General features: G+C 68.4%; 23 protein-coding genes. 11 read left to right on the forward strand and 12 right to left on the reverse strand.

What is annotated here, in order from left to right:
* Nucleotides 1-22: 22 nt before the first annotated feature.
* Together J2126_RS10915 and ribA are read right to left on the reverse strand one after the other, a co-directional pair.
* Complete coding sequence (locus J2126_RS10915; protein WP_209486725.1) at nucleotides 23-778, reverse strand: SDR family oxidoreductase; 756 nt, start codon at nucleotides 776-778, stop codon at nucleotides 23-25.
* Between the two features lie 84 nt (nucleotides 779-862).
* A complete protein-coding gene (ribA, locus tag J2126_RS10920) occupies nucleotides 863-1,975 on the reverse strand; it encodes a GTP cyclohydrolase II RibA (protein WP_209486727.1) in 1,113 nt (370 codons plus the stop codon).
* Nucleotides 1,976-2,104: 129 nt separating this feature from the next.
* Here ribA and J2126_RS10925 point away from each other — a divergent pair, with 129 nt between their 5' ends.
* From J2126_RS10925 to ptsN, 4 genes are all read left to right on the forward strand, one after another.
* Nucleotides 2,105-2,917: a RibD family protein gene (locus J2126_RS10925; RefSeq protein ID WP_209486734.1), complete on the forward strand. Its 813-nt coding sequence runs from the start codon at nucleotides 2,105-2,107 to the stop codon at nucleotides 2,915-2,917.
* Nucleotides 2,874-3,425, forward strand: coding sequence for a cytochrome b (locus J2126_RS10930; RefSeq protein WP_209486736.1), 552 nt, complete (start codon nucleotides 2,874-2,876; stop codon nucleotides 3,423-3,425). Before J2126_RS10925 ends, J2126_RS10930 begins: the two co-directional genes overlap by 44 nt.
* Before the next feature lie 176 nt (nucleotides 3,426-3,601).
* Complete coding sequence (hpf, locus tag J2126_RS10935) at nucleotides 3,602-4,186, forward strand: ribosome hibernation-promoting factor, HPF/YfiA family (protein WP_209486739.1); 585 nt, start codon at nucleotides 3,602-3,604, stop codon at nucleotides 4,184-4,186.
* Nucleotides 4,187-4,577: 391 nt separating this feature from the next.
* The gene (gene ptsN, locus J2126_RS10940; protein ID WP_209486741.1) at nucleotides 4,578-5,042 is read left to right on the forward strand and encodes a PTS IIA-like nitrogen regulatory protein PtsN; all 465 of its coding nucleotides are present in this window, start codon (nucleotides 4,578-4,580) and stop codon (nucleotides 5,040-5,042) included.
* A gap of 123 nt (nucleotides 5,043-5,165) precedes the next feature.
* Here the strand turns inward: ptsN and J2126_RS10945 are convergent, their stop codons facing one another.
* The 7 genes from J2126_RS10945 to J2126_RS10975 form a co-directional block, all read right to left on the reverse strand.
* Nucleotides 5,166-5,432 (reverse strand): DUF1150 family protein, encoded by a 267-nt coding sequence (locus J2126_RS10945; RefSeq protein WP_209486744.1) that lies wholly within the window; start codon nucleotides 5,430-5,432, stop codon nucleotides 5,166-5,168.
* A gap of 43 nt (nucleotides 5,433-5,475) precedes the next feature.
* On the reverse strand, nucleotides 5,476-5,901 hold the full coding sequence (locus tag J2126_RS10950; RefSeq protein WP_209486746.1) for an Hsp20 family protein: 426 nt from the start codon (nucleotides 5,899-5,901) through the stop codon (nucleotides 5,476-5,478).
* A gap of 141 nt (nucleotides 5,902-6,042) precedes the next feature.
* Entirely contained in the window at nucleotides 6,043-7,752 is a 1,710-nt protein-coding gene (locus J2126_RS10955) for an FMN-binding glutamate synthase family protein (RefSeq protein WP_245327275.1), read from the reverse strand.
* A 140-nt stretch (nucleotides 7,753-7,892) separates the two neighbouring features.
* Complete coding sequence (locus tag J2126_RS10960) at nucleotides 7,893-8,816, reverse strand: sugar phosphate isomerase/epimerase family protein (RefSeq protein WP_209486748.1); 924 nt, start codon at nucleotides 8,814-8,816, stop codon at nucleotides 7,893-7,895.
* Between the two features lie 192 nt (nucleotides 8,817-9,008).
* On the reverse strand, nucleotides 9,009-9,485 hold the full coding sequence (locus J2126_RS10965; protein WP_209486750.1) for a TerB family tellurite resistance protein: 477 nt from the start codon (nucleotides 9,483-9,485) through the stop codon (nucleotides 9,009-9,011).
* Nucleotides 9,486-9,590: 105 nt separating this feature from the next.
* The gene (locus J2126_RS10970) at nucleotides 9,591-9,995 is read right to left on the reverse strand and encodes a DUF1398 domain-containing protein (RefSeq protein ID WP_209486752.1); all 405 of its coding nucleotides are present in this window, start codon (nucleotides 9,993-9,995) and stop codon (nucleotides 9,591-9,593) included.
* A 19-nt stretch (nucleotides 9,996-10,014) separates the two neighbouring features.
* Nucleotides 10,015-10,476, reverse strand: coding sequence for a MarR family winged helix-turn-helix transcriptional regulator (locus J2126_RS10975; protein WP_209486754.1), 462 nt, complete (start codon nucleotides 10,474-10,476; stop codon nucleotides 10,015-10,017).
* Nucleotides 10,477-10,778: 302 nt separating this feature from the next.
* Between J2126_RS10975 and J2126_RS10980 the strand changes: the two genes are divergently transcribed.
* Nucleotides 10,779-11,315: a PRC-barrel domain-containing protein gene (locus J2126_RS10980; protein WP_245327276.1), complete on the forward strand. Its 537-nt coding sequence runs from the start codon at nucleotides 10,779-10,781 to the stop codon at nucleotides 11,313-11,315.
* A gap of 211 nt (nucleotides 11,316-11,526) precedes the next feature.
* A complete protein-coding gene (locus tag J2126_RS10985) occupies nucleotides 11,527-14,397 on the forward strand; it encodes a hybrid sensor histidine kinase/response regulator (protein WP_209486759.1) in 2,871 nt (956 codons plus the stop codon).
* An 88-nt stretch (nucleotides 14,398-14,485) separates the two neighbouring features.
* On the opposite strand, the gene J2126_RS10990 is transcribed toward J2126_RS10985, so the two are convergent.
* Nucleotides 14,486-14,806 carry a hypothetical protein gene (locus J2126_RS10990; RefSeq protein WP_209486761.1) on the reverse strand — a complete coding sequence of 107 codons (321 nt, stop codon included), beginning with the start codon at nucleotides 14,804-14,806 and terminating at the stop codon, nucleotides 14,486-14,488.
* Between the two features lie 185 nt (nucleotides 14,807-14,991).
* Nucleotides 14,992-15,777 (reverse strand): response regulator, encoded by a 786-nt coding sequence (locus J2126_RS10995; protein WP_209486763.1) that lies wholly within the window; start codon nucleotides 15,775-15,777, stop codon nucleotides 14,992-14,994.
* Nucleotides 15,778-16,343: 566 nt separating this feature from the next.
* Here J2126_RS10995 and J2126_RS11000 point away from each other — a divergent pair.
* From J2126_RS11000 to metW, 5 genes are all read left to right on the forward strand, one after another.
* Entirely contained in the window at nucleotides 16,344-18,191 is a 1,848-nt protein-coding gene (locus J2126_RS11000; RefSeq protein WP_209486765.1) for a sensor histidine kinase, read from the forward strand.
* A 197-nt stretch (nucleotides 18,192-18,388) separates the two neighbouring features.
* Nucleotides 18,389-18,673 (forward strand): general stress protein, encoded by a 285-nt coding sequence (locus J2126_RS11005; RefSeq protein ID WP_209486767.1) that lies wholly within the window; start codon nucleotides 18,389-18,391, stop codon nucleotides 18,671-18,673.
* A gap of 245 nt (nucleotides 18,674-18,918) precedes the next feature.
* Nucleotides 18,919-19,455 carry a sigma-70 family RNA polymerase sigma factor gene (locus tag J2126_RS11010; RefSeq protein WP_209486769.1) on the forward strand — a complete coding sequence of 179 codons (537 nt, stop codon included), beginning with the start codon at nucleotides 18,919-18,921 and terminating at the stop codon, nucleotides 19,453-19,455.
* Nucleotides 19,456-19,517: 62 nt separating this feature from the next.
* Nucleotides 19,518-20,723 carry a homoserine O-acetyltransferase MetX gene (gene metX / locus J2126_RS11015; RefSeq protein ID WP_209486771.1) on the forward strand — a complete coding sequence of 402 codons (1,206 nt, stop codon included), beginning with the start codon at nucleotides 19,518-19,520 and terminating at the stop codon, nucleotides 20,721-20,723.
* On the forward strand, nucleotides 20,720-21,379 hold the full coding sequence (gene metW, locus J2126_RS11020; RefSeq protein ID WP_348634282.1) for a methionine biosynthesis protein MetW: 660 nt from the start codon (nucleotides 20,720-20,722) through the stop codon (nucleotides 21,377-21,379). Before metX ends, metW begins: the two co-directional genes overlap by 4 nt.
* 6 nt (nucleotides 21,380-21,385) lie before the next feature.
* Here metW and J2126_RS11025 read toward each other — a convergent pair whose 3' ends face one another.
* Nucleotides 21,386-21,607, reverse strand: coding sequence for an antitoxin MazE family protein (locus J2126_RS11025; protein ID WP_209486773.1), 222 nt, complete (start codon nucleotides 21,605-21,607; stop codon nucleotides 21,386-21,388).
* Between the last annotated feature and the right edge of the window lie 33 nt (nucleotides 21,608-21,640).

The following is a 21,640-nucleotide window of genomic DNA, read 5'->3' on the forward strand; positions in this document are numbered from 1 at the left end:
GAAACGCAGAGAGAAAAGGCCTTCAGCCGCGGCCGATGAAGGGCATCTTGGTGGCCATCACCGTCATGAACTGCACGTTGGCATCCAGCGGCAGGCTGGCCATGTAGACGACGGCGCTCGCCACATGCGCCACATCCATCACCGGCTCCACCTTGATGGAGAGGTCGGCCTGCGGCACGCCCGCCTTCATCTTCTGCGCCATCGGCGTGTCGGCATTGCCGATGTCGATCTGCCCGCAGGCGATGTCATAGGCCCGCCCGTCCAGCGAGGTGGACTTGGTGAGGCCTGTGATGGCGTGCTTGGTGGAGGTGTAGGGCGCCGAGAACGGCCGTGGCGCGGTCGCCGAGATGGACCCGTTGTTGATGATGCGCCCGCCCCGCGGCTCCTGCGCCTTCATCACGCGGAACGCCTCCTGCGTGCAAAGGAACGGGCCGGTGAGATTGGTGGCGACCACCTGCTGCCATTGGGCGAAGGTGAGGTCTTCCAGCGGGATGGCCGGGGCGCCGGTGCCGGCGTTGTTGAACAGGAGGTCGACCCGCCCGAATTTTTCGACGGTGGCGGCGAAAAGCGCATGCACGGATTCAGGGTCCGTCACATCGGTCGTGACGGCCAGATGCGGCGCGCCGCCGAGGGCGGCCCCGGTTTCTTCGAGTGCATCCATGCGGCGCCCGGCGAGGGTGACGGCATAGCCGGCTTCCCCCAAGGCCACGGCGACCGCCCGTCCGACGCCCGACCCGGCGCCGGTTACGATGGCGACCTTTCTTCCTGCCTTGCTCATCATGTCCTCCCGGTTTTATCCGGGCGGTTCTAAATCGTTTTGAAGCCGGTCGACAAGGACGTTTGAACGGGTCGTGTGCCGGTCTCAATCCGGCGCGCGGGCGGCAAGGGCCTCGAAGTCGATATAGTGTCCCGCGCGGTCCCGCTTGGACGCGAGGTAGCGGACGTTTTCGGCGGTCGGACGGCCAAGAACCCGCTGGTCGGCCACCACATTCAGCCCCGCCGCTTTCAGAGCCTCGATCTTCTGCGGATTGTTGGTGAACACCCGCACGGCGGACACCCCAAGCTGGCGCAGCATGGCGGCGGCGAAATCGAACCGCCGCTGGTCGAGGTCGAAGCCGAGGGCGGCGTCAGCGTCGTAGGTGTCGTAGCCCTGCGCCTGCAAAGCGTAGGCGCGCATCTTGTTGGAGATGCCGTTGCCGCGCCCTTCCTGATCCAGATAGAGGAGAATGCCGCCGTCGGCCTCCGCCATGCGCCGGACGGTGTCCCGCAGCTGGTCTCCGCAATCGCATTTCAGCGAACCGAAAAGGTCGCCGGTCAGGCAGGCGGAATGGAGCCGCACCGCCACCGGCCGCGACAGGTCCGGGCGGCCGACGATGATCGCCACCTGATCCCGCAGCCCTTCGCCGCCTCGGAACACGACAAACTCCGTTTCCGGCGCCCCTTCGAGCGGCACCGGGGCGCGGCCCACGATGGCGAGACTGGCCACCTCGGCGGCCCGGAAGGACAGGATGTCGTCCACCGTGACGGTCAGCAGCCCCGCGGCCTTTTCTTCAGGGACCGCACAGGTCACCGCCGCCGGCAGGACAAGCGCTTGGGCCAGCAGTTCAAGCGCGGCGGCCTGGGCCGGCGTCGCAGGCGCGACAGGCGCATCGATGCGCGCATCGGGCTTGAGTGACAGATGGGCCACGCGCGCGGCATCGAGATGCGGCAGCACGACGGCGCCCGGCTGGACCCGTGGCGCGCCCATCTTGTTCAGTCGGGGCGCGGGAAGGACCAACGCCGCATCCGTGGCCCCCGCCTCGGCAAGCACGCCGGCCAGGACGGGATCGAACGCCTCGGCGGCGACGACGACGATGCGCGCGTCGCCCGAGGCGATCACAACGGCGCGAGCGGACCGCACCTCCGCCATCGCCCGCTCCATGGAAAGCCGACCCGCGTCCGGCGCAAACCCAAGACCCTCAACGATGGACGCCATTTTGACCTCTCACAGCGGGAATCGCGGCCGGCCGGCGGCGCGAACGATCTGTCGTATCGGCAGGAGCGTAACAAACGCCATGATGACGCGTTCCTGATCGAACAGATTGAATACGCCGCGTGAGGACCGATGGATGACACGACCCTGCGGCTCCGGTCGCACAAGCGAGTGAGCGAGAGCCCGGTGCAGGCAAATCTTCGACGGTCGGACGATCGCCCCTACGTCATCGCCCAGCTCGGCCAGTCCCTGGACGGCCGCATTGCCACCACCTCGGGCGATTCGAAATATATCAACGGCCCCCACGCGCTCGATCACCTGCATGCGCTGCGGGCCTCGGTGGATGCGGTCGTGGTCGGGGTGGGAACCGTCTGCGCCGACGATCCCCTGCTCACCGTTCGCCGCATCGCCGGCGTCAGTCCGGCGCGGGTGGTGATCGATCCATCGGGCCGTGTCGATCCCAATGCGCGGTGTTTCGCCGAGGACGGCATCCGCCGGCTGGTGTTGCGCCGGATGGCAGCGGGCGCTCCGCTTCCGACCGGCGTCGAAGTCGTACCGATGGCCGACCCGTCGGCCTTCGAGCCGTCTTCGATCCTCGAGGCGCTCAAGCAGCGTGGGCTCAGGCGGATTCTGGTGGAGGGTGGACCCACGACGCTCTCGGCTTTCCTCGAGGCCGGGCTCGTGGACGAGCTTCACGTTTTCGTGTCCCCCGTGATCCTCGGAGCCGGCCGCATCGGCTTGTCGCGCAAGGCGTGCGACACTCTGGCTCAAGCGTTGCGCCCGAAGGCGCAGGTGCATGTCTTCGCCGATGGCGATGTCCTGTTTCGTTGCGATCTGAAGGACAGCGTTCGCGAGGAAGGATCACGCGACCAGCCTTTGCCACCGGAGGTCCGAAACCCCGATGAACACCCTCTCCAACCCCGCGCCCTACGCGCCGCCGGCTAGGCTCATCCACTGGATCATGGCGGCCCTGGTGATCCTCGTGATCCCGCTGGGCTTCGCCATGATGAACATGGATTCGGGCCCGACCCAGGACCGCCTGTTCGACCTCCATCGCTCCATCGGCTTCACCATCCTCTGCCTGGCTGTCGTCCGGGTGGTGGTGCGCATCCTCAACCCCCCTCCACCCCCGCCTGAGACCATGGCCCGATCGCTCTGGATGGTGGCGAACGCCGTGCATTACGCGCTCTATGCGCTGATCTTCGTCATGCCCGTGCTCGGCTGGCTGGCATCCAATGCCTTCGGCAGCGCGGTCAGCATCTTTGGGCTGTTCACCCTGCCCAACATCGTCGCCAAGGACGATGCCCTGGCTGATCTGTTCGGCGCGTGGCACGTCCGCCTGGGCTTCCTGATGACCGCACTCGTGATCCTGCACGCCGGCGCCGGGCTGTGGCATGGTTTCGTGCGCCGAGACGGAGTTCTGTCGCGCATGTGGCCCGGTCTGTCGCGGTGATCGCGACGGCCTCGCCTGCGTTTCGGTGACGATCGGCGAGACTGAAAAAACCGTTCGGTTTCCGGCTCCTGTTGCCGTTGACATGCCGGCGAAGCACTTCTACCTCTTTAGACAGCCGGCCGGTTTGCAATGCATGACGGTCCCTCACAGGGACCGTTCATAGGGGATCAAATCGCATGGCCCTACGCGTGTCCGGAAAGAATCTCGACGTCGGCGAAGCTCTTCGCCAGCGTTTGACCGAGCGGGTCTCGGAAGTCCTCGGCAAATACTTTGATGGTGGCTGGTCAGGTCACGTCACCGTCACCCGGGACGGCTCCGGCTATCGCTCCGAATGCATGCTTCATCTCGATTCGGGCGTGAACCTTCAGGCGCACGGCAATGCGCAGGATCCGAACGCCTGCGCCGACGTCGCTGTGGAGAAGATCGAGAAGCGCCTGCGCCGATACAAGCAGCGTCTCAAGGATCGCCACGGTCATGGCAACGGCAATGCTGCCGAGCAGGCCGCCCAAAGCTACATCCTCAGCGCGGCGCCGGAGACGGAGGACGAGGACGAGCTCGTCGGCTGGAGCCCGACCGTCGTGGCCGAGCAGGTGACGCGCCTGCGGACGCTCTCGGTCGCCGATGCTGTGGTGGAACTGGACATTACTGGTGCCCCGGTCGTGGTGTTCCGCCATGCCGGCCATGGACGGGTCAGCGTCGTCTACCGCCGCCCGGACGGGCATGTGGGGTGGATCGATCCGGGTTCCGAGGAACTGCACTAGGTCACGCGCCGGGGAGCCTGTAGCAGGGCTCCCCGTTCGCGATGTTTGAAACCTCCCGCGGCGGTGCGAGAGACCGCCTCGGGGTAAGGCAATGCTCGGGGGGGCATGTCCTGACAGCTGCAGCGAGTAACCTGCGCGGATCGCTCCAGCCGGAAAGTGCGGGACGCAGATTTCACCCCGCCTCATTTCAGCGCGGCCGGCCCTGACTTGAGCCCGAGGCAGGTTAACGCTAGATGGAGGCCGCAATAACGACCTCCTGGAGGGGCAACCCTCCTGCGTTTTGGTGGGGACGGACCAATGCAGCGGCGCTTTGGGCGCTCCGCAGGCCTTGACCCGTTCCGCGCGTCCGCCGCTTCATGAGCCTCGGCCGCTCGCTCCAGGAACTTGATAGATGCCGCTCGCCGACCTCCTTGCCCCGGACGCAGTGTTTCCGATGCTGCGGGCGAGCAGCAAGAAACAGGCCCTGCAGGAGCTGTCCCACCACGCCGCCCTTCTGATGGGACGCGACCAGCGGGACATCTTCGACACCCTGCTGCAGCGGGAGCGGCTTGGCTCGACCGGTGTCGGCAACGGCATCGCCATCCCGCATGGAAAGCTGCCGGGCCTCACCAAGCTGTTCGGCTTGTTCGCTCGGCTGGAAAAGCCCATCGATTTCGAATCGCTGGACGGCGCGCCGGTAGATCTCGTGTTCCTGCTGCTCGCCCCCGAAGCGGCCGGCGCGGATCACCTCAAGGCGCTGGCCCGCGTCGCCCGGATGCTGCGCGATCCGGATGTTGTGGAAAAGCTTCGCGCCACGCGGGACGCTGGCGCAATGCACGCGCTGCTGACGGCGTCCTCCGCCTCCAACGCGGCCTGACCGCCGGCAAACAAAAGACGGCGTCCTCCGCCTCCAACGCGGCCTGACCGCCGGCAAACAAAAACCGGGCCGTCGCCGGCCCGGCTGAAACATCCGAAATTCTGCGTCGCCCGATCCTGCGCCTCAGTGGACGCTGACAGTCACCAGTTCGTGCTGCATGGCATTGGCCAGCGCGGCTTCGCGGCTGTCGGTCAGCATGATCGGCGTGCCATCGGCCGCGTGCAGCGTGAACAGGGTCATACCCGGCGCGATCTGCGGGGCCTGCGGGAACAGGGACGGTACATCCTCGGACTTGATGCTGCGCACATAGGCGATCTCACCGCCGCCAAGGACCGCCAGCGCTTCCGGCGTGATATCCGCCAGGACTTCGTTTTCCGTATCGTGGGTCATCAATCTACTCCTCTACTCCTGGCAAACGCGGCATCCCTCCCCTTCAGGAGCGGGAGACGATGTCGATGCGCTTGGCGTGGCGAGCAGGCTCGGGGCGAACCAGATCGACCGACAGGAGACCATGCTTCAGTTCGGCGCCCAGCACGTTCATGCCTTCTGCAAGCACGAAGGTGCGCTGGAACTGCCGGGCGGCGATCCCCCGGTGCAGGAAAATACGGCCCTGACCTTCCTCGACCTGCCGGCCCCGGATGGTCAGCTCCTTTTCTTCCAGCACGACCTCAAGCTGCTCCGCCGTGAAGCCCGCCACCGCCAGGGTGATCCTGAGGCGCAACGGCTCACCGGCGGCTTCGATCCTCTCCACATTGTAGGGAGGATACCCGTCCGTGCTCTTGGTCACCCGGTCGAGCGCCCGCTCGACCTCGTCGAACCCCAGGAGAAAGGGGGACGACAGGGAAGACATCCGCGACATCGGCCAAAGCCCTCGTCAAGCGACTTTGCATTGCCGGGCATGCACCTATCCGGCCATGCCCGCCGGAACCCTTGCGGCATCCCGACAGGCTGCATATGGGGGGCGCCCCCTGCCCCCGCAAGGCTCGACCTTCCGCTGGGCTCAGGCGGCGCGGCGGGGACCCACCGTCTGCCGTGGCGCGAAGCTGTCGGCGTCGGCGGCGTGCCATTCGGCCGCGTAGGGCGTCTCGTCCGGCGCGTCGAGCAGGATTCCGGCCTCCAGGAAGGTGTAGATACGGTCGAGCGCTTTCACCTCGATGGGGCTCACCCGGTGCCAGACGTGATGGGGCAGAAGGTCTCCCGGATGCTCCAGCCCGGCGGCCGCAACCAGTTCCGCCAGCGCATGAACCGTGTGCCGGTGAAAGCTCGCCACCCGCTCCGCCTTCTCGTCCACCACCAGACCGCGCTGGAGGTGGGGATCGTTGGTGGTCACACCCGTCGGGCAAGTGCCGGTGTGGCAGCGCATGGACATGACGCAGCCCAGCGAGAACATGAAAGCCCGGGCCGCGTTGCACCAGTCGGCGCCGATGGCCATGTTGGCGGCCATGGAGAAGCCGGACGTGACCTTGCCCGACGCGGCAAGGCGCACCTCCTGCCGCAGGCCAGTACCGACCAGCGCATTGCGCATGAGGATGAGGCCTTCCCGGAGCGGCATTCCCAGGTGATCGGCCAGCTCGTGCGGCGCGGCTCCGGTGCCCCCCTCGGCCCCGTCCACCACCACGAAATCCGGCTGGATGCCGGTCTTCACCATGGCCTTGGCGAGGGCGAACACCTCGCTGGGATGGCCGACGCACAGCTTTATGCCCACCGGCTTGCCGCCCGACAGTTCCCGCAGCTGCGCGATGAATTCCATCATCTGCGCCGGCGTCGAGAAGGCGGAGTGACGGGACGGCGAAATGCAGTCCTCGCCCAAGGGAATGCCGCGGATCTCCGCGATCTCCGGCGTCACCTTGGCGGCCGGCAGCACGCCGCCGTGACCCGGCTTGGCGCCTTGGGAAAGCTTGATTTCCACCATCTTGACCTGGGGGTCCGTGGCGCGCTCGGCGAAGCGCTCGGGCGAGAAGGTGCCGTCGCGGTTGCGGGCGCCGAAATAGCCGGAGCCCAGCTCCCACACGATGTCGCCGCCGTGGATGCGGTGATAGGGCGAGAGGCCGCCCTCGCCCGTGTCGTGATAGCAGCCGGCGCCCTTGGCACCGAGGTTCAGCGCCTCGATGGCATTGCGGCCCAGTGAGCCGAAGCTCATGGCGGAGACATTGAGAACCGATGCGGAATAAGGCTTTGCGCAAGCGCTGCCGCCCACCGTCACCCGGAACGGCTCGTGGGAAACCGGCGCGGGCGCGAGGGAGTGGGTCATCCACTCGTACTCGGCGGCATAGGTGTCGAGCTCGGTGCCGAAGGGCTGGCGGTCCTCCTCGTTCTTGGCCCGGGCGTAGATGACGGAGCGGTCCTCGCGGTTATAGGGCCGCCCGGACTGGTCATCCTCCATCAGATACTGGCGCAGATAGGGACGCAGCGCCTCGAAGATCCAGCGCACCGAACCGATGACCGGGTAGTTGCGCAGCAGCGAGTGCTCGGACTGGGTGACGTCGAAAATACCAACCAGAACAAGGGGAAAGAGGACGCAGAAGGCGATGAGCCACGCCTGGTGGGAGGTGAAGGAGAGGAGAAGGCAGGCGAGCGCGATCACTGTTACGGCGATGAACACGCCCCATCGCTTCAGCAACCCGCGCATGCTGGAGGACATGAACAGGCCGTCCGCGCCGCCTTCCGGCTGTGGGGCGGACTTGTATTCGGGCTTGGTGGCGACAGGCATGGGCGGACTCCTTCGCCGCCAAGCTAGTCGATTTGGCGTCGGAGGGGAGCACCGGCGCGATAAAATAACTACGTTGAATCAAGGACCTGAATGTGCAGTGCGGCATCCGCGGGGTGGGTCCCTGCCGCAGCGCACGCGCCTCAGGCCGTGGCGCTGGCGCGCGAGGCAAAGCTGTCCGCGAGGGCGCGCAGACGCACGATCTGGTCCGGCAGCTCGCGCCAGTAGCGGCGGTTCAGCTCCAGATTCACGATGGTGCCGGCCGGGAAGGCGCAGCGGCGGGTGACGAGATCCCAGTCGATGCCGCCCCAGCCGAGCGGGAGGTGGAGGTCCCCCTCGCCTAGGCCGGCCCGCTCGGCCTCGTCGATGGCCCAACTTTCCTGAGGCCTGCCAAAGCTTTCGTGGACATGGACATGGCGGGCGTAGGGCGCCAGAGCGGCGATTTCGACGGCGAAATCCACCCTTGCGTCGGTGGCCCGCAGGAGGGCGTGGCTGACGTCCAAAGTGGCGCGGACGTGGGGGTGATCGATGGCGTCCAGCTCCCCGGCGAGGCGCGACGGCAGCGCCGTCTCGCGCATGGTCTCGAAGCGGAAGATGTTTTCGACGCAAAGAGTTACGCCCACCGCCCCGGCCTTGTCGCCGGCCCGCAGCAGAGCGTTGCGCTGACGCTCATAGGCCACCGCCACATCATCGTCCCCCCGCACGCAACCGGAGTGGAGGACCAGGTGGGGGGCGGCTAATGAGCCGGCTATGGAGATCATGGCGTCCAGCAGGGCCTCGTGGCGGGGGAGGCGCTCCCTGGGGGACATCAGGTTGATGGCCAGCGGCCCATGGACGGTGTAGCCGAAGGGCCGGTCGCGGGTGGCGGCGACCAGCCGGTCAAGGCGGTCCTCGAGCACCCGCCCGTCCACCACGAGCGTCCAGGCGAAGGCGGGAAGCTCAACGAAATCAACGCCCAGACGCTCGGCCTCGTCGAGGGCGGCGGGGAGATCGTCGAACTCGGGCGATGCCGAGCGGATGGAATAGCCGATGCCGCGGATGGCGGGAAAAGGCGTGCGCGCGTCCATGAATTTATCCCCCCTCGCGATTTTCGAGGGAGACTAGCGCAGCCACATGAGGGGCCTGTGACGGGCAGCTGACACCCGAACCCTCAAGGCGATATCGGCACCGTTCGGGACGGGTTCAGGCGGGGTATCGATGCCGTTCGGCGCTGTCAGCCCCGAAAACCCCCTCTGATACCATGAGGATCGAGCCTGAGCTCAGACCGGCGGCTCGCCGCCCTCGGTCTCCTCGCGCACCTCGCGCCGGATGCGGATGCGGTCGCGGGAGCCGACGTTCAGCAGCTCGGCGGCGCGCCAGACGAGATTGTCCTCGAACTCGGAGAGGCCACCGTCCGCATAGGCCACCTCGAACATCATCTCGACGATGCGCAGGCGCCCTTCCTCGTCCAGCGCCCGGTTGAGCACGCTGGTGAAGGCGTAGAGGTCCACCGCCTCGGCGTCCTTGGCGATGGCGATCTCCACCAGCTGCTCGGTCTCGGCCTCGTCGAGGGCGAAGCGGCCGGCAAGGATGGTCTTGAGCACCGCCCGCTCTTCCGGCGTCACCGCCCCGTCGATGGACATGACATGCACCAGCAGGGCCGCGGCGGCGAGGCGATAGTCGGTCTCGTCGAAGGCGGCGGCCTCGCGCTGGCCTCCGGTGATGTCGGAGATGAAGTCGGAGAGGGTGCGGAACATGCCTCTAGATCCTGGGCTCGGGGCGGGGCTCGGGCTCCTTTCGCCTGTGCCATGCGAACCGCCACGGTGCAAGGCAGGAGAATGGCCCGATCGGCAGGAAGCCCCTCACGACCCCGGAAACAGCTCCACATGCGTCTGCCCCGTCCGGGCGAAATAGACGGCGCGGCGGCCGGGGAAGGAGACGATGTAGCCGGCGCAGCCGGCCGCCGCCGCCTTTTCGCAGAAGCCGCGATAGGTGTAGCCGGGCGCCTGCTGCTGGGCCTCGCGAATGGCGGCGGTGAGCCCGGCGTCGTCGAGGGCGGGGGCGATGGCGGTCGCCGCCTTGTGGGTGGGCAGTTCCAGGCTGTCGCCGCTCGGCAGGTAATAGGTGGCGGCGGCGCGGCGGAAGTCCACCGCATAGCCCTCGAAGCCGGCGGCGACGAGGGCCCCGACGATCGCGGGGAAGGTCGCGGTGTCGCTCTCGGCCGCGGCGAGGCAGGCCCGTGCGGCGGCGGTTTGCTCTTCGGTCATTTGGCCTCCTCTCGGGCAGTCATTCCACGGGAACGGCGGTCATTCGGCCGTGCTCGGCCACCCGCCGCAGAAGCTGCTCCAGCGTCTCCCGCTCGGCCGCCGTCAGGCAGTCGAAGAAGGCGGCATCGTTGGCATCGGCGAGGGCGGCAAGGTCCGGCACGAGCGCGCGGCCGGCCGCGGTGAGGGCCAATGTCTGGGCGCGGCCATCGCTGGCGCTGGCGGTGCGCACCAGCAGGGATTTGGCGATGAGGCGGTCGGCGAGGCGGGTGATGGCGCCGCGCGTCATGCCCATCTCCTCCGCGATGCGGCTGGGCGGGTGCGGCGCGCGGTCATAGAGCGCCCGCAGCAGGGCCCACTCGGCCACCGTCACGCCCCGCCCCGCCAGCCGGACCGAAAAGGCGTGGGAGACGTGGTTGGACACCCGCCTCAGCCAGAAGCCGAGATGGCGGGTGAGATCGGGGACCGGAGGGGCGGAAGCCATGGGCACCTCATTTGTTGACTAAGAAACTACCATTGAACTGGTTTCTTAGTCAACCATTCCAAGTTCTTCGCAGAAGCGTCCCCCGTCAGGGAACCGCGCGGCGCGGTTCGAGTTGATAGGCCAGCGGAGACAAGACTTAAGCCTCACGACTTCAACTTGTCTTTGCGCGCAGGCCAGTCGAGCCCGCGCACCATTTCAGGCATACGACGGCATAGCTTCGCGCGATAGCGCGCATGGCAAGTGCTTCGGTGCATCTTGAACAGGGCCATAGGGCTATAACCCGTTCCCACGAGGAGGATGACATGAAGATGATGCCGATCTACGCTGCGACCGCGGCTGTTCTTCTTTCCACCACCGCCATGGCGCAGACCGCGGCACCCTCCACCACCGCGCCTCAGGCGACCCCGGCCGCCCCGACCGGCACCATGGGCGCCGCCAGCAGTTCCGCCGCCACCGCCCCCACCTTCGTGACGCGCCAGATGGCCGACCAGCACATGGCGTCCAACCTCATCGGCACCGCCGTGCGCGGCCCGGCCGACGAGAACCTCGGCGAGATCAATGATCTCGTGATCGACCGCACGGGCAACGTGGCGGCCGTGGTGATCGGCGTCGGCGGCTTCCTCGGCATCGGCGAGAAGGACGTGGCGGTGCCGTTCCAGTCGGTCGAGGTCTCCCGCATGGACGGCAATAACCGTATGGTGCTGCGCAAGACCAAGGACGAGCTGAAGAACGCCCCGACCTTCACCGAGGCGGACGCCACCCCGGCCACCACCGGCAGCGTGAACAACAACAACCGTCCGGCCACCACCCCGCCAGCCACGGCTCCGGCCGCCCGCTGATCCCAATCGGCCTCCGGGGAGAGAGTGCTGTGATGGCCTCTCTCTCCGCAAGCCTCTGGAATTAAAGCACCTGCCGGTCCGGGCCCATGGCCCGGGCCGGCATCGTCACGTCCGGCGTCCCGGCCGGAGCAGAACGAACAGGGCCAGCGGCGGTTGATCCCGCGGCAGTTGCGGGGGCAATGTGGCGGCCCGATCGCCACAGGGAGCAGGGATGAACCTGGCCAGTCGAGGCCCCGCCGGCCTCCTTCTGAGAATTATCGCGGAGCCGCTGCCCCTCTGGTGGCGTCTCGCCTTCGCCGGCGCCGTCATCGGCGGGGCGCTGGCGATTCGTCTCGGCCTTCTCCTGTGGGTGATCGATTTCCCGCCCTACCTGTTCCAGCTGCCAGCGATCATCGTCGTGTCGCTGGTCAGCGGGCCGAAGATCGGTCTTGCCTCCATCGCGCTCGTTGCCGGCGTCAATGCGGCACTGCTGCCGGAAGCCGGCAACGGCGGCGCCGGCAGCTCGCCGCTGGCCTCTCTCCTCTCATTCGCCGTCAATGCCATCGCCGTCTGGGGCATCGCCTCCCTCGTGCGCACGGTCCTGCGCCGGCTGGAATCGGCCCATGCCGCTCTGCTGTCGGCGGCGAGCGAGCAGACCGCCGTGGTGGCGACGCTCGAGGCCCTGCTGGCCCACGCTCCCGTCGGCTTCGCCTTCTTCGACGCGCAGCAGCGCTTCATTCGCGTCAACGAGATGCTGGCCCGCATCGACGGCATCCCCGCCGGCGAGCATGCCGGGCGCTCCCTCACCGACATTCTGCCCCAGCTGGCCCAAGCTGTGACGCCATCGCTGGAGCGGGTGCTCGCCACCGGCGAGGTCATCGCCGACGTGGAGCTGGAAGGCGCGACGCCCGCCTTGCCGGGCATGTGGCGGCATTTCCTCGTCAGCTATTTTCCGGTGCGCACCAATGGCGCCGGCATCAGCCTCGTCGGCATGATCGTGGTGGAGATCACCGAGCGCAAACGCGCCGAGAAGGCCATCGCCGCCAGCGAGCAGCGCTACCGCCTGCTGGCCGAGGCGCTGCCGAAGATGGTGTGGACCTCCGCCCCCACCGGCTCAGGGGACTATTACAACCGCCGCTGGTCCGAATACACGGGCGTCGAGCCGCCGCCCGGCGAGGTGGTGGAGTGGCACGCCTTCCTCCATCCGGAAGAGAAGAGCGGCGTGATGGGCGCGTGGCACGCCAGCCTGTCCAGCGGCAATCCCTTCTCGCGCGAATGCCGCTTCCGCGCCAAGGACGGCAGCTACCGCTGGTTCCTGTGCCGCGCCGTGCCGGTGCGCGACGAAGACGGGCGCGTGGACCGTTGGTACGGCAGCTGCACCGACATCTCCGAGATCGTCGCCGCGCGCGAGGCGCTGTCGCGCACCAACGAGGACCTGGAGCGCCTCGCCGCCGCCCGCACCATGCAGCTCGCCGAGGCAAACTCGCTGCTCAAGCAGGAGATGGACGAGCGGCTGAGGGCCGAATCCCAGCTCCGGCAGGCGCAGAAGATGGAGGCGGTCGGCCAGCTCACCGGCGGCATCGCGCACGATTTCAACAATCTGCTGACCATCATCATCGGCAACATCGAGGCCGCCGAGCGCCGGGTGCCGTCCGATCCGAACGGCACCCGGACCCAGGAGATCAAGACCGAGGAAATCCGCCGCTTCCTCGACTACGGCCGGCAGGGCGCGCTCCGGGCGGCCGTCCTCACCCAGCGCCTGCTCGCCTTCTCCCGCCGCCAGCCGCTCGACCCGCGCCCGACCGACGCCAACCGCCTCGTCACCGGCATGTCCCACATGCTGCGCAGCGCGCTGGGCGAGCGGGTGATGGTGGAGACCGTGCTCGCCGGCGGGCTGTGGCGTACGGAGATCGACCACAACCAGCTGGAGAATGCCATCCTCAACCTCGCGGTGAACGCGCGCGACGCCATGATCGAGGGCGGCAAGCTCACCATCGAGACCGCCAACGCCTATCTGGACGAGGCCTATTGCGCCGCGCACGAGGACCTGTCGCCCGGCCAGTACGTGGCGATCTTCGTCACCGACACCGGCATGGGCATGTCGGAGGACGTCCGCGCCCGCGCCTTCGAGCCTTTCTTCACCACCAAGGGGCCGAAGGACGGGACCGGGCTCGGCCTCAGCCAGGTCTACGGCTTCGTGAAGCAGTCCGGCGGGCATGTGATGATCTATTCCGAGCGGGGCGAGGGCACCACGGTGAAACTCTACCTGCCGCGGCTGGAGGACGGCGCCGCCGCGGCCGAGCCCGCCCCCGCGCGCGCCGACACCGAGACCCGGACCGCCCCCGCCACCGTGCTGATGGTGGAGGATGACGACCAGCTCCGCGCCCTTGGCGCCGCCTCGCTCCGGGAGGCCGGACATACGGTGATCGAGGCGGCGGACGCCTCGGCCGCCCTCGACGCGGTGTCGCGCGGCGCCCGCCCGGACCTCCTCTTCACCGACGTGCGGCTCGGCGACGGGATGGATGGACGCGGCCTCGCCGACGCGATGAAGCGGCGGATGCCGCGCGCGCGGGTGCTGTTCACCACCGCCTACGCCCGCAACGCGGTGGTCCATCAGGGGCGGCTCGATCCGGGCATGAAGCTCCTGACCAAGCCCTACAGCCAGTCCGACATGGTCGCCAAGGTGAACGGAATGCTGGACGAACCCGCCCTCCGGGGGGCCGTCCTCCTGGTGGAGGACGAGCCCTTCGTCGCCATGGTGGCGAGCCAGATCCTGGAGGATCAGGGCTTCAAGGTCACCATCGCCTCCCACGGCGAGGCGGCGCTCGCGCACGCCCGCGCCGCCAGGACCGACATCGGCCGCGACGCGCTGGTGCTCGCCATCGTGGACATCGGCCTGCCGGACATGCGCGGCGACGAGGTGGTGCGCCGGCTGGGCGAGATCGCGCCCGACCTGCCGGTCATCGTCGCCTCGGGCTACGCGACGCAGGACCTGACCGGGCTGTTCGGCGATCGCTCGGACGTGGGCGTCATCTCCAAGCCCTACGACGGCGCGACGCTGGTGGCGGCGCTGGAGCGGCTCGGGTTCCGGATGGCGGAATAAAAGACGGCCCCTCAAAGCAAATGGCCGGGACGCGCCCGGCCATGACTTGGTTTCAAACGGGAGGGCCGGTCACATCGACCGGCTCCGGTCAGCGGCGCAGCAGGATCTGGCCGAGGATGACGCCGACGCCGGCGGCGATGGCGCAGGCGGTGATGGGCTGCTCGCGAATGCTCTCGCGCAGGGTCAGAACCTGCTCCTCGGCCCAGTCGCCCACCTCGCCGGCGGCGCTCTCGGCGTCACCCTTGGCACCCTTCACGGAATGCTTGGCGGTCTTGCCGAGGGTCTCCAGCAGCTTGGTGAAATCGGCCTTGAGCTGGTCGAGGTCAGACTTCACGTCGTGCAGGCTGGCCTCGGCGGCGGAGGCCGAGGAAGCGGCGGGGGATGTCACGATCTGCGGCTTGTCGACCATGGTTGTCTCCGGCAGGGTTTGTCACGAAGCGCGGTGGAGCTGGCGCCGGCCGGATGGCCGGAGGCGTCCCGCTCCGGGTCCGCTCGGGAGTGTAACGACCGACAGGGCAATTGCGTGCCCGGGAAAGTTCGTAGTCCGCGCGATTTCCGCGCAGATCTTCGTCAGGACCGCGCGCGCGGTCCTTCTCAGGCGCTGCGCGCGGTTTCCGGCTGGGCGCGGGCCTCGTGGAAGAACAGCGCCTGCGCCACCGTCGCCTTCACCGTCTCGGTGAGGAAGGGCTTGGTGATGAGATAGGTCGGCTCCGGCCGCTCGCCCGTGAGCAGGCGGTCCGGGAAGGCGGTGATGAAGATCACCGGCACGTTGAAGCTCGCGAGGATCTCCGTCACCGCCTCGATGCCGGACGAACCGTCGGCGAGCTGGATGTCGGCCAGCACCAGCCCGAAGTTTCCGCCCTGCGCCAGCTCCACCGCCTTGGAATGGGTGGGGGCGACGCCGATCACCTCGTGACCAAGCTCGGTGACGAGGGTCTTCAGATCGAGCGCAATCACCCACTCGTCCTCGATGATGAGCACGCGGGTGGCAAGCTGGCGGTCGATCTCCCGTTGCGCGGAGATCACCTGCGCCTCCACGTCGGAGAGGGTGGTGCCGAGGATGGTCGAGGCCTCGGCGAAGGAGAAGCCCTCCATGGCGGTCAGAAGCAGCGCCACGCGGGAGGACGGGTCCATGGCCTGAAGCCGGGCATCCGCCCGCGACGGCACCTGCCCGCCGGAGGACTGGCGGTTCCAGGTTTCGTGGAACGCCTTGTAGAGCGCGACGCGCGGCGAGACCGCCTGATCGACCGCGACCTTGCCGTCCAGGATCGCCTGCAGGGTGTTCTGCACCAGGAGGTCGCCGGCCGCCTGCGATCCCATCAGGGCGCGCGTATAGCGGCGCAGGAACGGGAGCTGCTTGATGAGCGGATTGGAAGCCATGCGGAATTTTCCCTGCCAAGCTGTACGGGACCAAGCGGATGGCCTTGTGAACCACCGTAGCCTGCGCCACCGTGGTTCGGGCCAACGTGGTTCGGGCCAAGTTGAAGCCAAACCCCGGTAACGCTTGCGTGCGCGACAAGTTCCACCCCGATGGAACCGGCCCGCCGCAAATCGCATTATAGTCCGAAGCGAGCCCTGCGGGAGCGGAACCTTGACCGCGACCGTAGCGGCATGCGGCATTCAAGGTGAACCCGCCGGGAGCGCAGGACGTTCCCTGGCAGAAGGAAAAGCGGCCGCTCGGGCGTCGGGGAAGGACCCCTTCTCGCGGTCTATCCTCCCGGTTGCGTGCTGGCGACAGCCAGTCCCCCGCGACCGTCGTCGCCGGGTCCGGTGGCGCCTCGCGGCGTCATTCGGGTCGGCGGTGCGGGCGTCAGGACAGGCTGCTTGCGTCGGGGTGCCGCCGCAGGCGACGCGGTGTGAGATATCGAGGGCGGGTCGGGTTGTGATCGGGCACGCCGTCGGGGCGGCGGCGCGTTGTACTGGTAAGGCGTTTTGGCGGAGCGGCGATGGATCTCGAACGGGCGCAGTCCGCCAAATCCCGCGAGGGGGGGGCGCGCGAAACGTCGCGCGAACGCCTGTGGCGGGGCGCTTCGGGCCGTGAAGCCGGCTCCGGCGACGCGGCGGGCGCGCGCGACGGTGCGCGCGACGGTGGCGGTCTGTTCGGCTCGGCCGGCGCCCGGCCGCGCACGCTGTTCGACAGCGTGCGCCGGCGCCTGATCCTGATGGTGCTCCTGGCCCTCGCCCCCATCGCCGCCCTCAACATCGTGCAGGGCGTGATGCAGCTGTCCGCCGCCGAGGAGGACGCCCGCCAGAACCTGCTGCGCCATGCTCTGGCCGCCGCCGCCGCCCAGCAGAACGTCATCGCCTCGGCGGAAAACGTGCTCTACGCGCTCCAGAACGTGGAAGAAGTGCGCAGCGCCGGCCCAAGCTGCCGGGCGACGCTGCGGGGCGCGACCATTTCCCTGCCCTTCGTGGCCAATATCGGTGTCATCGACGCCGCCGGCCGCGTCACCTGCTCCGCGCTACCCACCACCGATACCGACATGAGCGACGACGCCTGGTGGCTTTCGGCCGTCCGGCAGCCCGGCTTCAGCCTGTCGGGACGGGTGCGGAGCACCGCCGCCAACCGCGACGTGCTGGTGGGCCTCCTGCCCCTGCGCGATGCCTCGGGCCGGCTCGAGGGCGGCTTGGCGCTGGGCATCGAGATCGGCTGGCTGGACAATCTCCTGCGCCAGCAGGTGCCGCCAACCGATGGCGTGGTCGCGGTGTTCTCCGCGTCGGGCGAGGAGCTGGTCTCCAACTCGCGCACCCTCAGCGGCGCCTTGTTCCAGGCCGCCCCGTTCGCCACTCCGGACAACGCGCTCCGGGAAAGCACCGACCCATCGGGCCGGCGCTGGACCTATGCCACCACCCCCCTCGGGCGGGAGGGCATGGTGGTGGCCTATGCCTCCCCGTCCGACAGCCTGTTCGGCTGGACCCTGGTGACGGTGGCGGCGAGCTTCGCCTTGCCGGCGCTGGTGATGGTCGCCTCGCTCATCGCTTTGTGGGTGGCGGTGGACCGCATCGTGCTGCGCTGGCTGCTCTATCTGCGCCGGGTCACGGCGGTCTATGCGCAAGGGCACTACGGCTTCCGGCCGACGCGGCTCGATTCGGCGCCAAGCGAATTCCGCATGCTCGGTCAGTCGGTGGAGCACATGGCCTATGCCGTGCGGCAGCGGGATGCGCGCCTGCGCGAGAACCTCGCCGAGAAAACGGCGCTGGTGCGCGAGATCCACCACCGCATCAAGAACAGCCTGCAGGTGGTGGTGAGCCTGCTGTCGCTCTACGGCGGCGGTATTGGCAAGGGCGAGGACAGGAAGCGCTTCGACCAGCTGCGCACCCGCGTCAACACCCTCGCCCTGGTCCACCGCATCCTCTACGAGGCGAGCGACGGCTCCCAGGTGCGTCTCAGCGAACTGCTCGGGGAACTCGCCTCGCTGATCGAAGGCTCCTCCGACAAGCACCTGCGCTTGATGGTGGAGGCCGAGGAGACGCGGCTGCCCACCGACATGGCCGTTCCCCTCGCCCTGATGGTGGTGGAGCTGGTGCTCGGCCTGTCGCTCCGGCCCGGCAGCACCTCCCTCGGCGTGCTCATCACCGGCTCGGTGGAAGCCGATCGGCTGCGCCTCGTGCTCACCGGCGCCGCCGACGCGCCGGAGGAGCCGTCCGGCCTCGCCGGCGGTTTCGCCACCCAGCTCGGCGGTACCCTCACCCGCGACCACTCCGGCGACGCCCTGGTGATCGTCGGGGATTTCCCTTGTCCCTCAATCGCTTCCCCGGATACCACAGCGCCGGAGGGCGCCTCGCGCGCGTAGGCCCGTACGAAAGCGCGATTTCCTTGGAACCACAGCCCTTCCGGCTTCGTTACACCTTGGACCGTCCTGGCCATCCCACCGGCCGGAAGGCGGCCTATTGGCTTCAGTGCGGGCCGTTCGCGCTCCGGCACTCATCACCGGGCGAACCGGCCGGGTGCCGCAACCAGCGGCCGATCGCAGTCGGAGGAAAAGGGCACATGGACAAGGCGCGAACCAAGGGCACCTCCCAGCGCGGCTTTGCGGCGATGGACGCGGAAAAGCAGCGGGCCATCGCGCGCAAGGGGGGCGAGAGCGTCCCGGCCGAAAAGCGCAGCTTCTTCCAGAATCGCACGCTGGCTGCCGAGGCCGGTCGCAAGGGCGGCCAGAGCGTCGCCGACGAGCAGCGCAGCTTCTCGCGGGATCGCACCCTCGCCTCGCAGGCGGGGCAGAAGGGCGGCCAGAAGAGCGGCCAGACCACCGGCACTGGCAACGGCGGCGCCTGATCGCGCGGCCTCAGACAGGCTGAGGCCAGATTCGCCGTCCGCAGCGGTGCTGCGGGCGGGAACCGGAAGCGTAGCCGCAGCGTTATCTCAAGGTTACGCCAAAGCTGGCCCCTCGGGCTGAGCTTTGGTCCCCACCCGGCCGATGAAAGCCCGGGGCGGGCACGTCGCCACAAAAGTCACGATTGCCGGAAAGAATAGGCCGCCTGATGGACCTGCCCGCGCCGAGCGAAAGGACCCGCCAAGAGATGGATGCCGCCCTGCGCACGCAGGTGCTGGAGTTCCTTCCAGCGGTGCGCGCCTTCGCGCGATCGCTGACGCGCAATCGCACCGAGGCTGACGACCTTGTCCAGGAGACGCTGCTGAAAGCACTCTCCAACATCGACAAGTTCGATCCCGGCACCAACCTGCGCGCGTGGCTGTTCACCATCCTGCGCAACACCTACTACACCGAGATCCGCAAGCGCCGGCGCGAGAACGACGGCATGGCGGCCCTCGCCCAGCAGGATACCAACATCGGTCCGAGCCAGGAATGGTCGGCCACCCTCACCTCCCTGAAGGACGCCCTCGCCCGGCTGCCCGACGACCAGCGCGAGGCGCTGGTGCTGGTGGGCGCGGCGGGCCTTTCATACGAGGAGGCGGCGGAGGTCTGCGGCTGCGCGCTCGGCACCATCAAGAGCCGCGTCAACCGCGCCCGCGCCAAGCTTCTCGTGCTGATGGGCGCGGAAGCCACCGCCGACGTGGTGGAAGGCGACGCGGTCGCCATGTCCGCGGCGCGCAGCTAGCTCGGGGCCCGCGCGCGGCGCGGGTGCTTGACACGGGCGCCGGGGCGTCGCTTGGTTCGCCCATGACATCTTTCGCCCGGAAGGACGTCGCCCCGAACACAGCCGCCGAGGCGCGGCGCGAGGCGGACGAGCCCCATTCCCCCGTGGTGCGATTCGGTGCCGGTGCCCCGCTCAGGCTGGACGCGGGCGTCGAGCTGAACCACCTGCAGATCGGCTACCAGACCTACGGCGAGCCCAATGCCGCCGGCACCAATGCGGTGCTGGTGTGCCACGCGCTGACCGGCGACCAGCACGCCGCGAGCCTCAATCCCGTCACCGGCAAGCCCGGCTGGTGGGAGACCATGGTGGGTCCGGGCCGGCCCATCGATACCGAGCGCTTCTTCGTCATCTGCGCCAATGTGCTCGGTGGCTGCATGGGCACCACCGGCCCCGCCTCCACCAATCCCGCGACCGGGCGGCCCTACGGCCTCGACATGCCGCTCGTGACCATTCGCGACATGGTGAACGCGCAGGCCATGCTGCTCGACCATCTCGGCATCGAAAAGCTCCTGTGCGTGGCCGGCGGCTCCATGGGCGGCATGCAGGTGCTGCAATGGGCGGCGAGCTATCCCGAGCGGGTGTTCTCCGCCATGCCGATTGCCACCGGCGCGCGGCACTCGGCGCAGAATATCGCCTTCCACGAGGTGGGCCGGCAGGCGGTGATGGCCGATCCCGACTGGCAAGGCGGGCGCTATCTGGCGGAAGGGGTGACGCCCCATCGCGGGCTCGCGGTGGCGCGCATGGCGGCGCACATCACCTACATGTCCGACCAGTCGCTGCACAACAAGTTCGGCCGGCGGCTGCAGAACCGCGAGATGCCCACCTTCGGCTTCGACGCCGATTTCCAGGTGGAGAGCTATCTGCGCCACCAGGGCGAATCCTTCGTGCAGCGCTTCGATCCCAATTCCTATCTCTACGTGACGCGCGCCATGGACTATTTCGACCTCGCGGCAGACTACGGCGGCGTGCTGGCCAATGCCTTCCGCGGCTCGAAGACGCGCTTCTGCGTCGCCTCCTTCACCTCGGACTGGCTGTTTCCGACGGAAGATTCCCGCGCCATCGTGCATGCGCTGAACGCCTCGGGGGCCAGCGTCTCCTTCACCGAGATCGAGAGCGACAAGGGCCACGACGCCTTCCTTCTGGAGGAGCCGCAATTGTTCGCCATCGCCCGCGGCTTCCTCGACAGCGCGGCCCGCGCCCTTGGCCTGCCGGCCGGGAGGACCGCGTGAGCCTCGCCTTGCGCCAGCCGGTGCTGGATGAAGGCGCCGTCCGCGACCAGGGCGGGCGCGTCGATCTCGTGGTGGTGGCCGAGATGGTCGCCCCCGGCTCGCGCGTGCTCGATGTGGGCTCCGGCGACGGGGCGCTGCTGGAGCTTCTGGCCACCACCCGCAACTGCGATGCACGCGGCATCGAACTGTCGCGCGAGGGCGTCAACGCCGGCGTGGCGCGCGGCCTCGCCATCATCCAGGGCGACGCGGACGTGGACCTCGCCCACTATCCCGACGACGCCTTCGATTACGTCATCCTGTCCCAGACCCTCCAGGCCACCCGCCGGCCGCGCTGGGTGCTGGAACAGATGCTGCGCATCGGCCGCCGGGCGGTGGTGTCCTTCCCCAATTTCGGCCATTGGCGCTCGCGCCTCGACCTCTTGGTCAACGGCCGCATGCCGGTGACGGACAACATGCCCATCGCCTGGTACGAGACCCCCAACATCCACTTCTGCACCATCCGCGACTTCGTGGCCCTGGTGGAGGTGCTGGACGCGCGCATCGAAAAGGCCGTGGCGCTGGACTCATCCGGCCACCGCGTGCGCGTGACCATGCCGTGGTGGGTGTGGAATTTGCTCGGCGAGCAGGCGGTGTTTCTGCTGACGCGGGAGCGGTAGGGCGCCTCACTGCCAGCCCGAGTGATCGGCCACAGCCTCGATCTCATCGAGAACATCCCGCTCGGCGGCATCACCGGCGACCAGGGCCGACTGGCGGCGGCACTCCTCGGCGAAGCCCGGCTGGGAGGTGTCGGGCACCCACAGCCGCAGCGCGCGCAAACCCTTGCGACGCGCGGCGACCTTGGTCGCGGGCACCGTGCGGGCTTCGGCACGATTGATGCGGGCCATGAGCTTCACTCCTGATGGACGGAAATATGGCTT

Source organism: Xanthobacter flavus (assembly GCF_017875275.1).
Classification (GTDB): domain Bacteria; phylum Pseudomonadota; class Alphaproteobacteria; order Rhizobiales; family Xanthobacteraceae; genus Xanthobacter; species Xanthobacter flavus_A.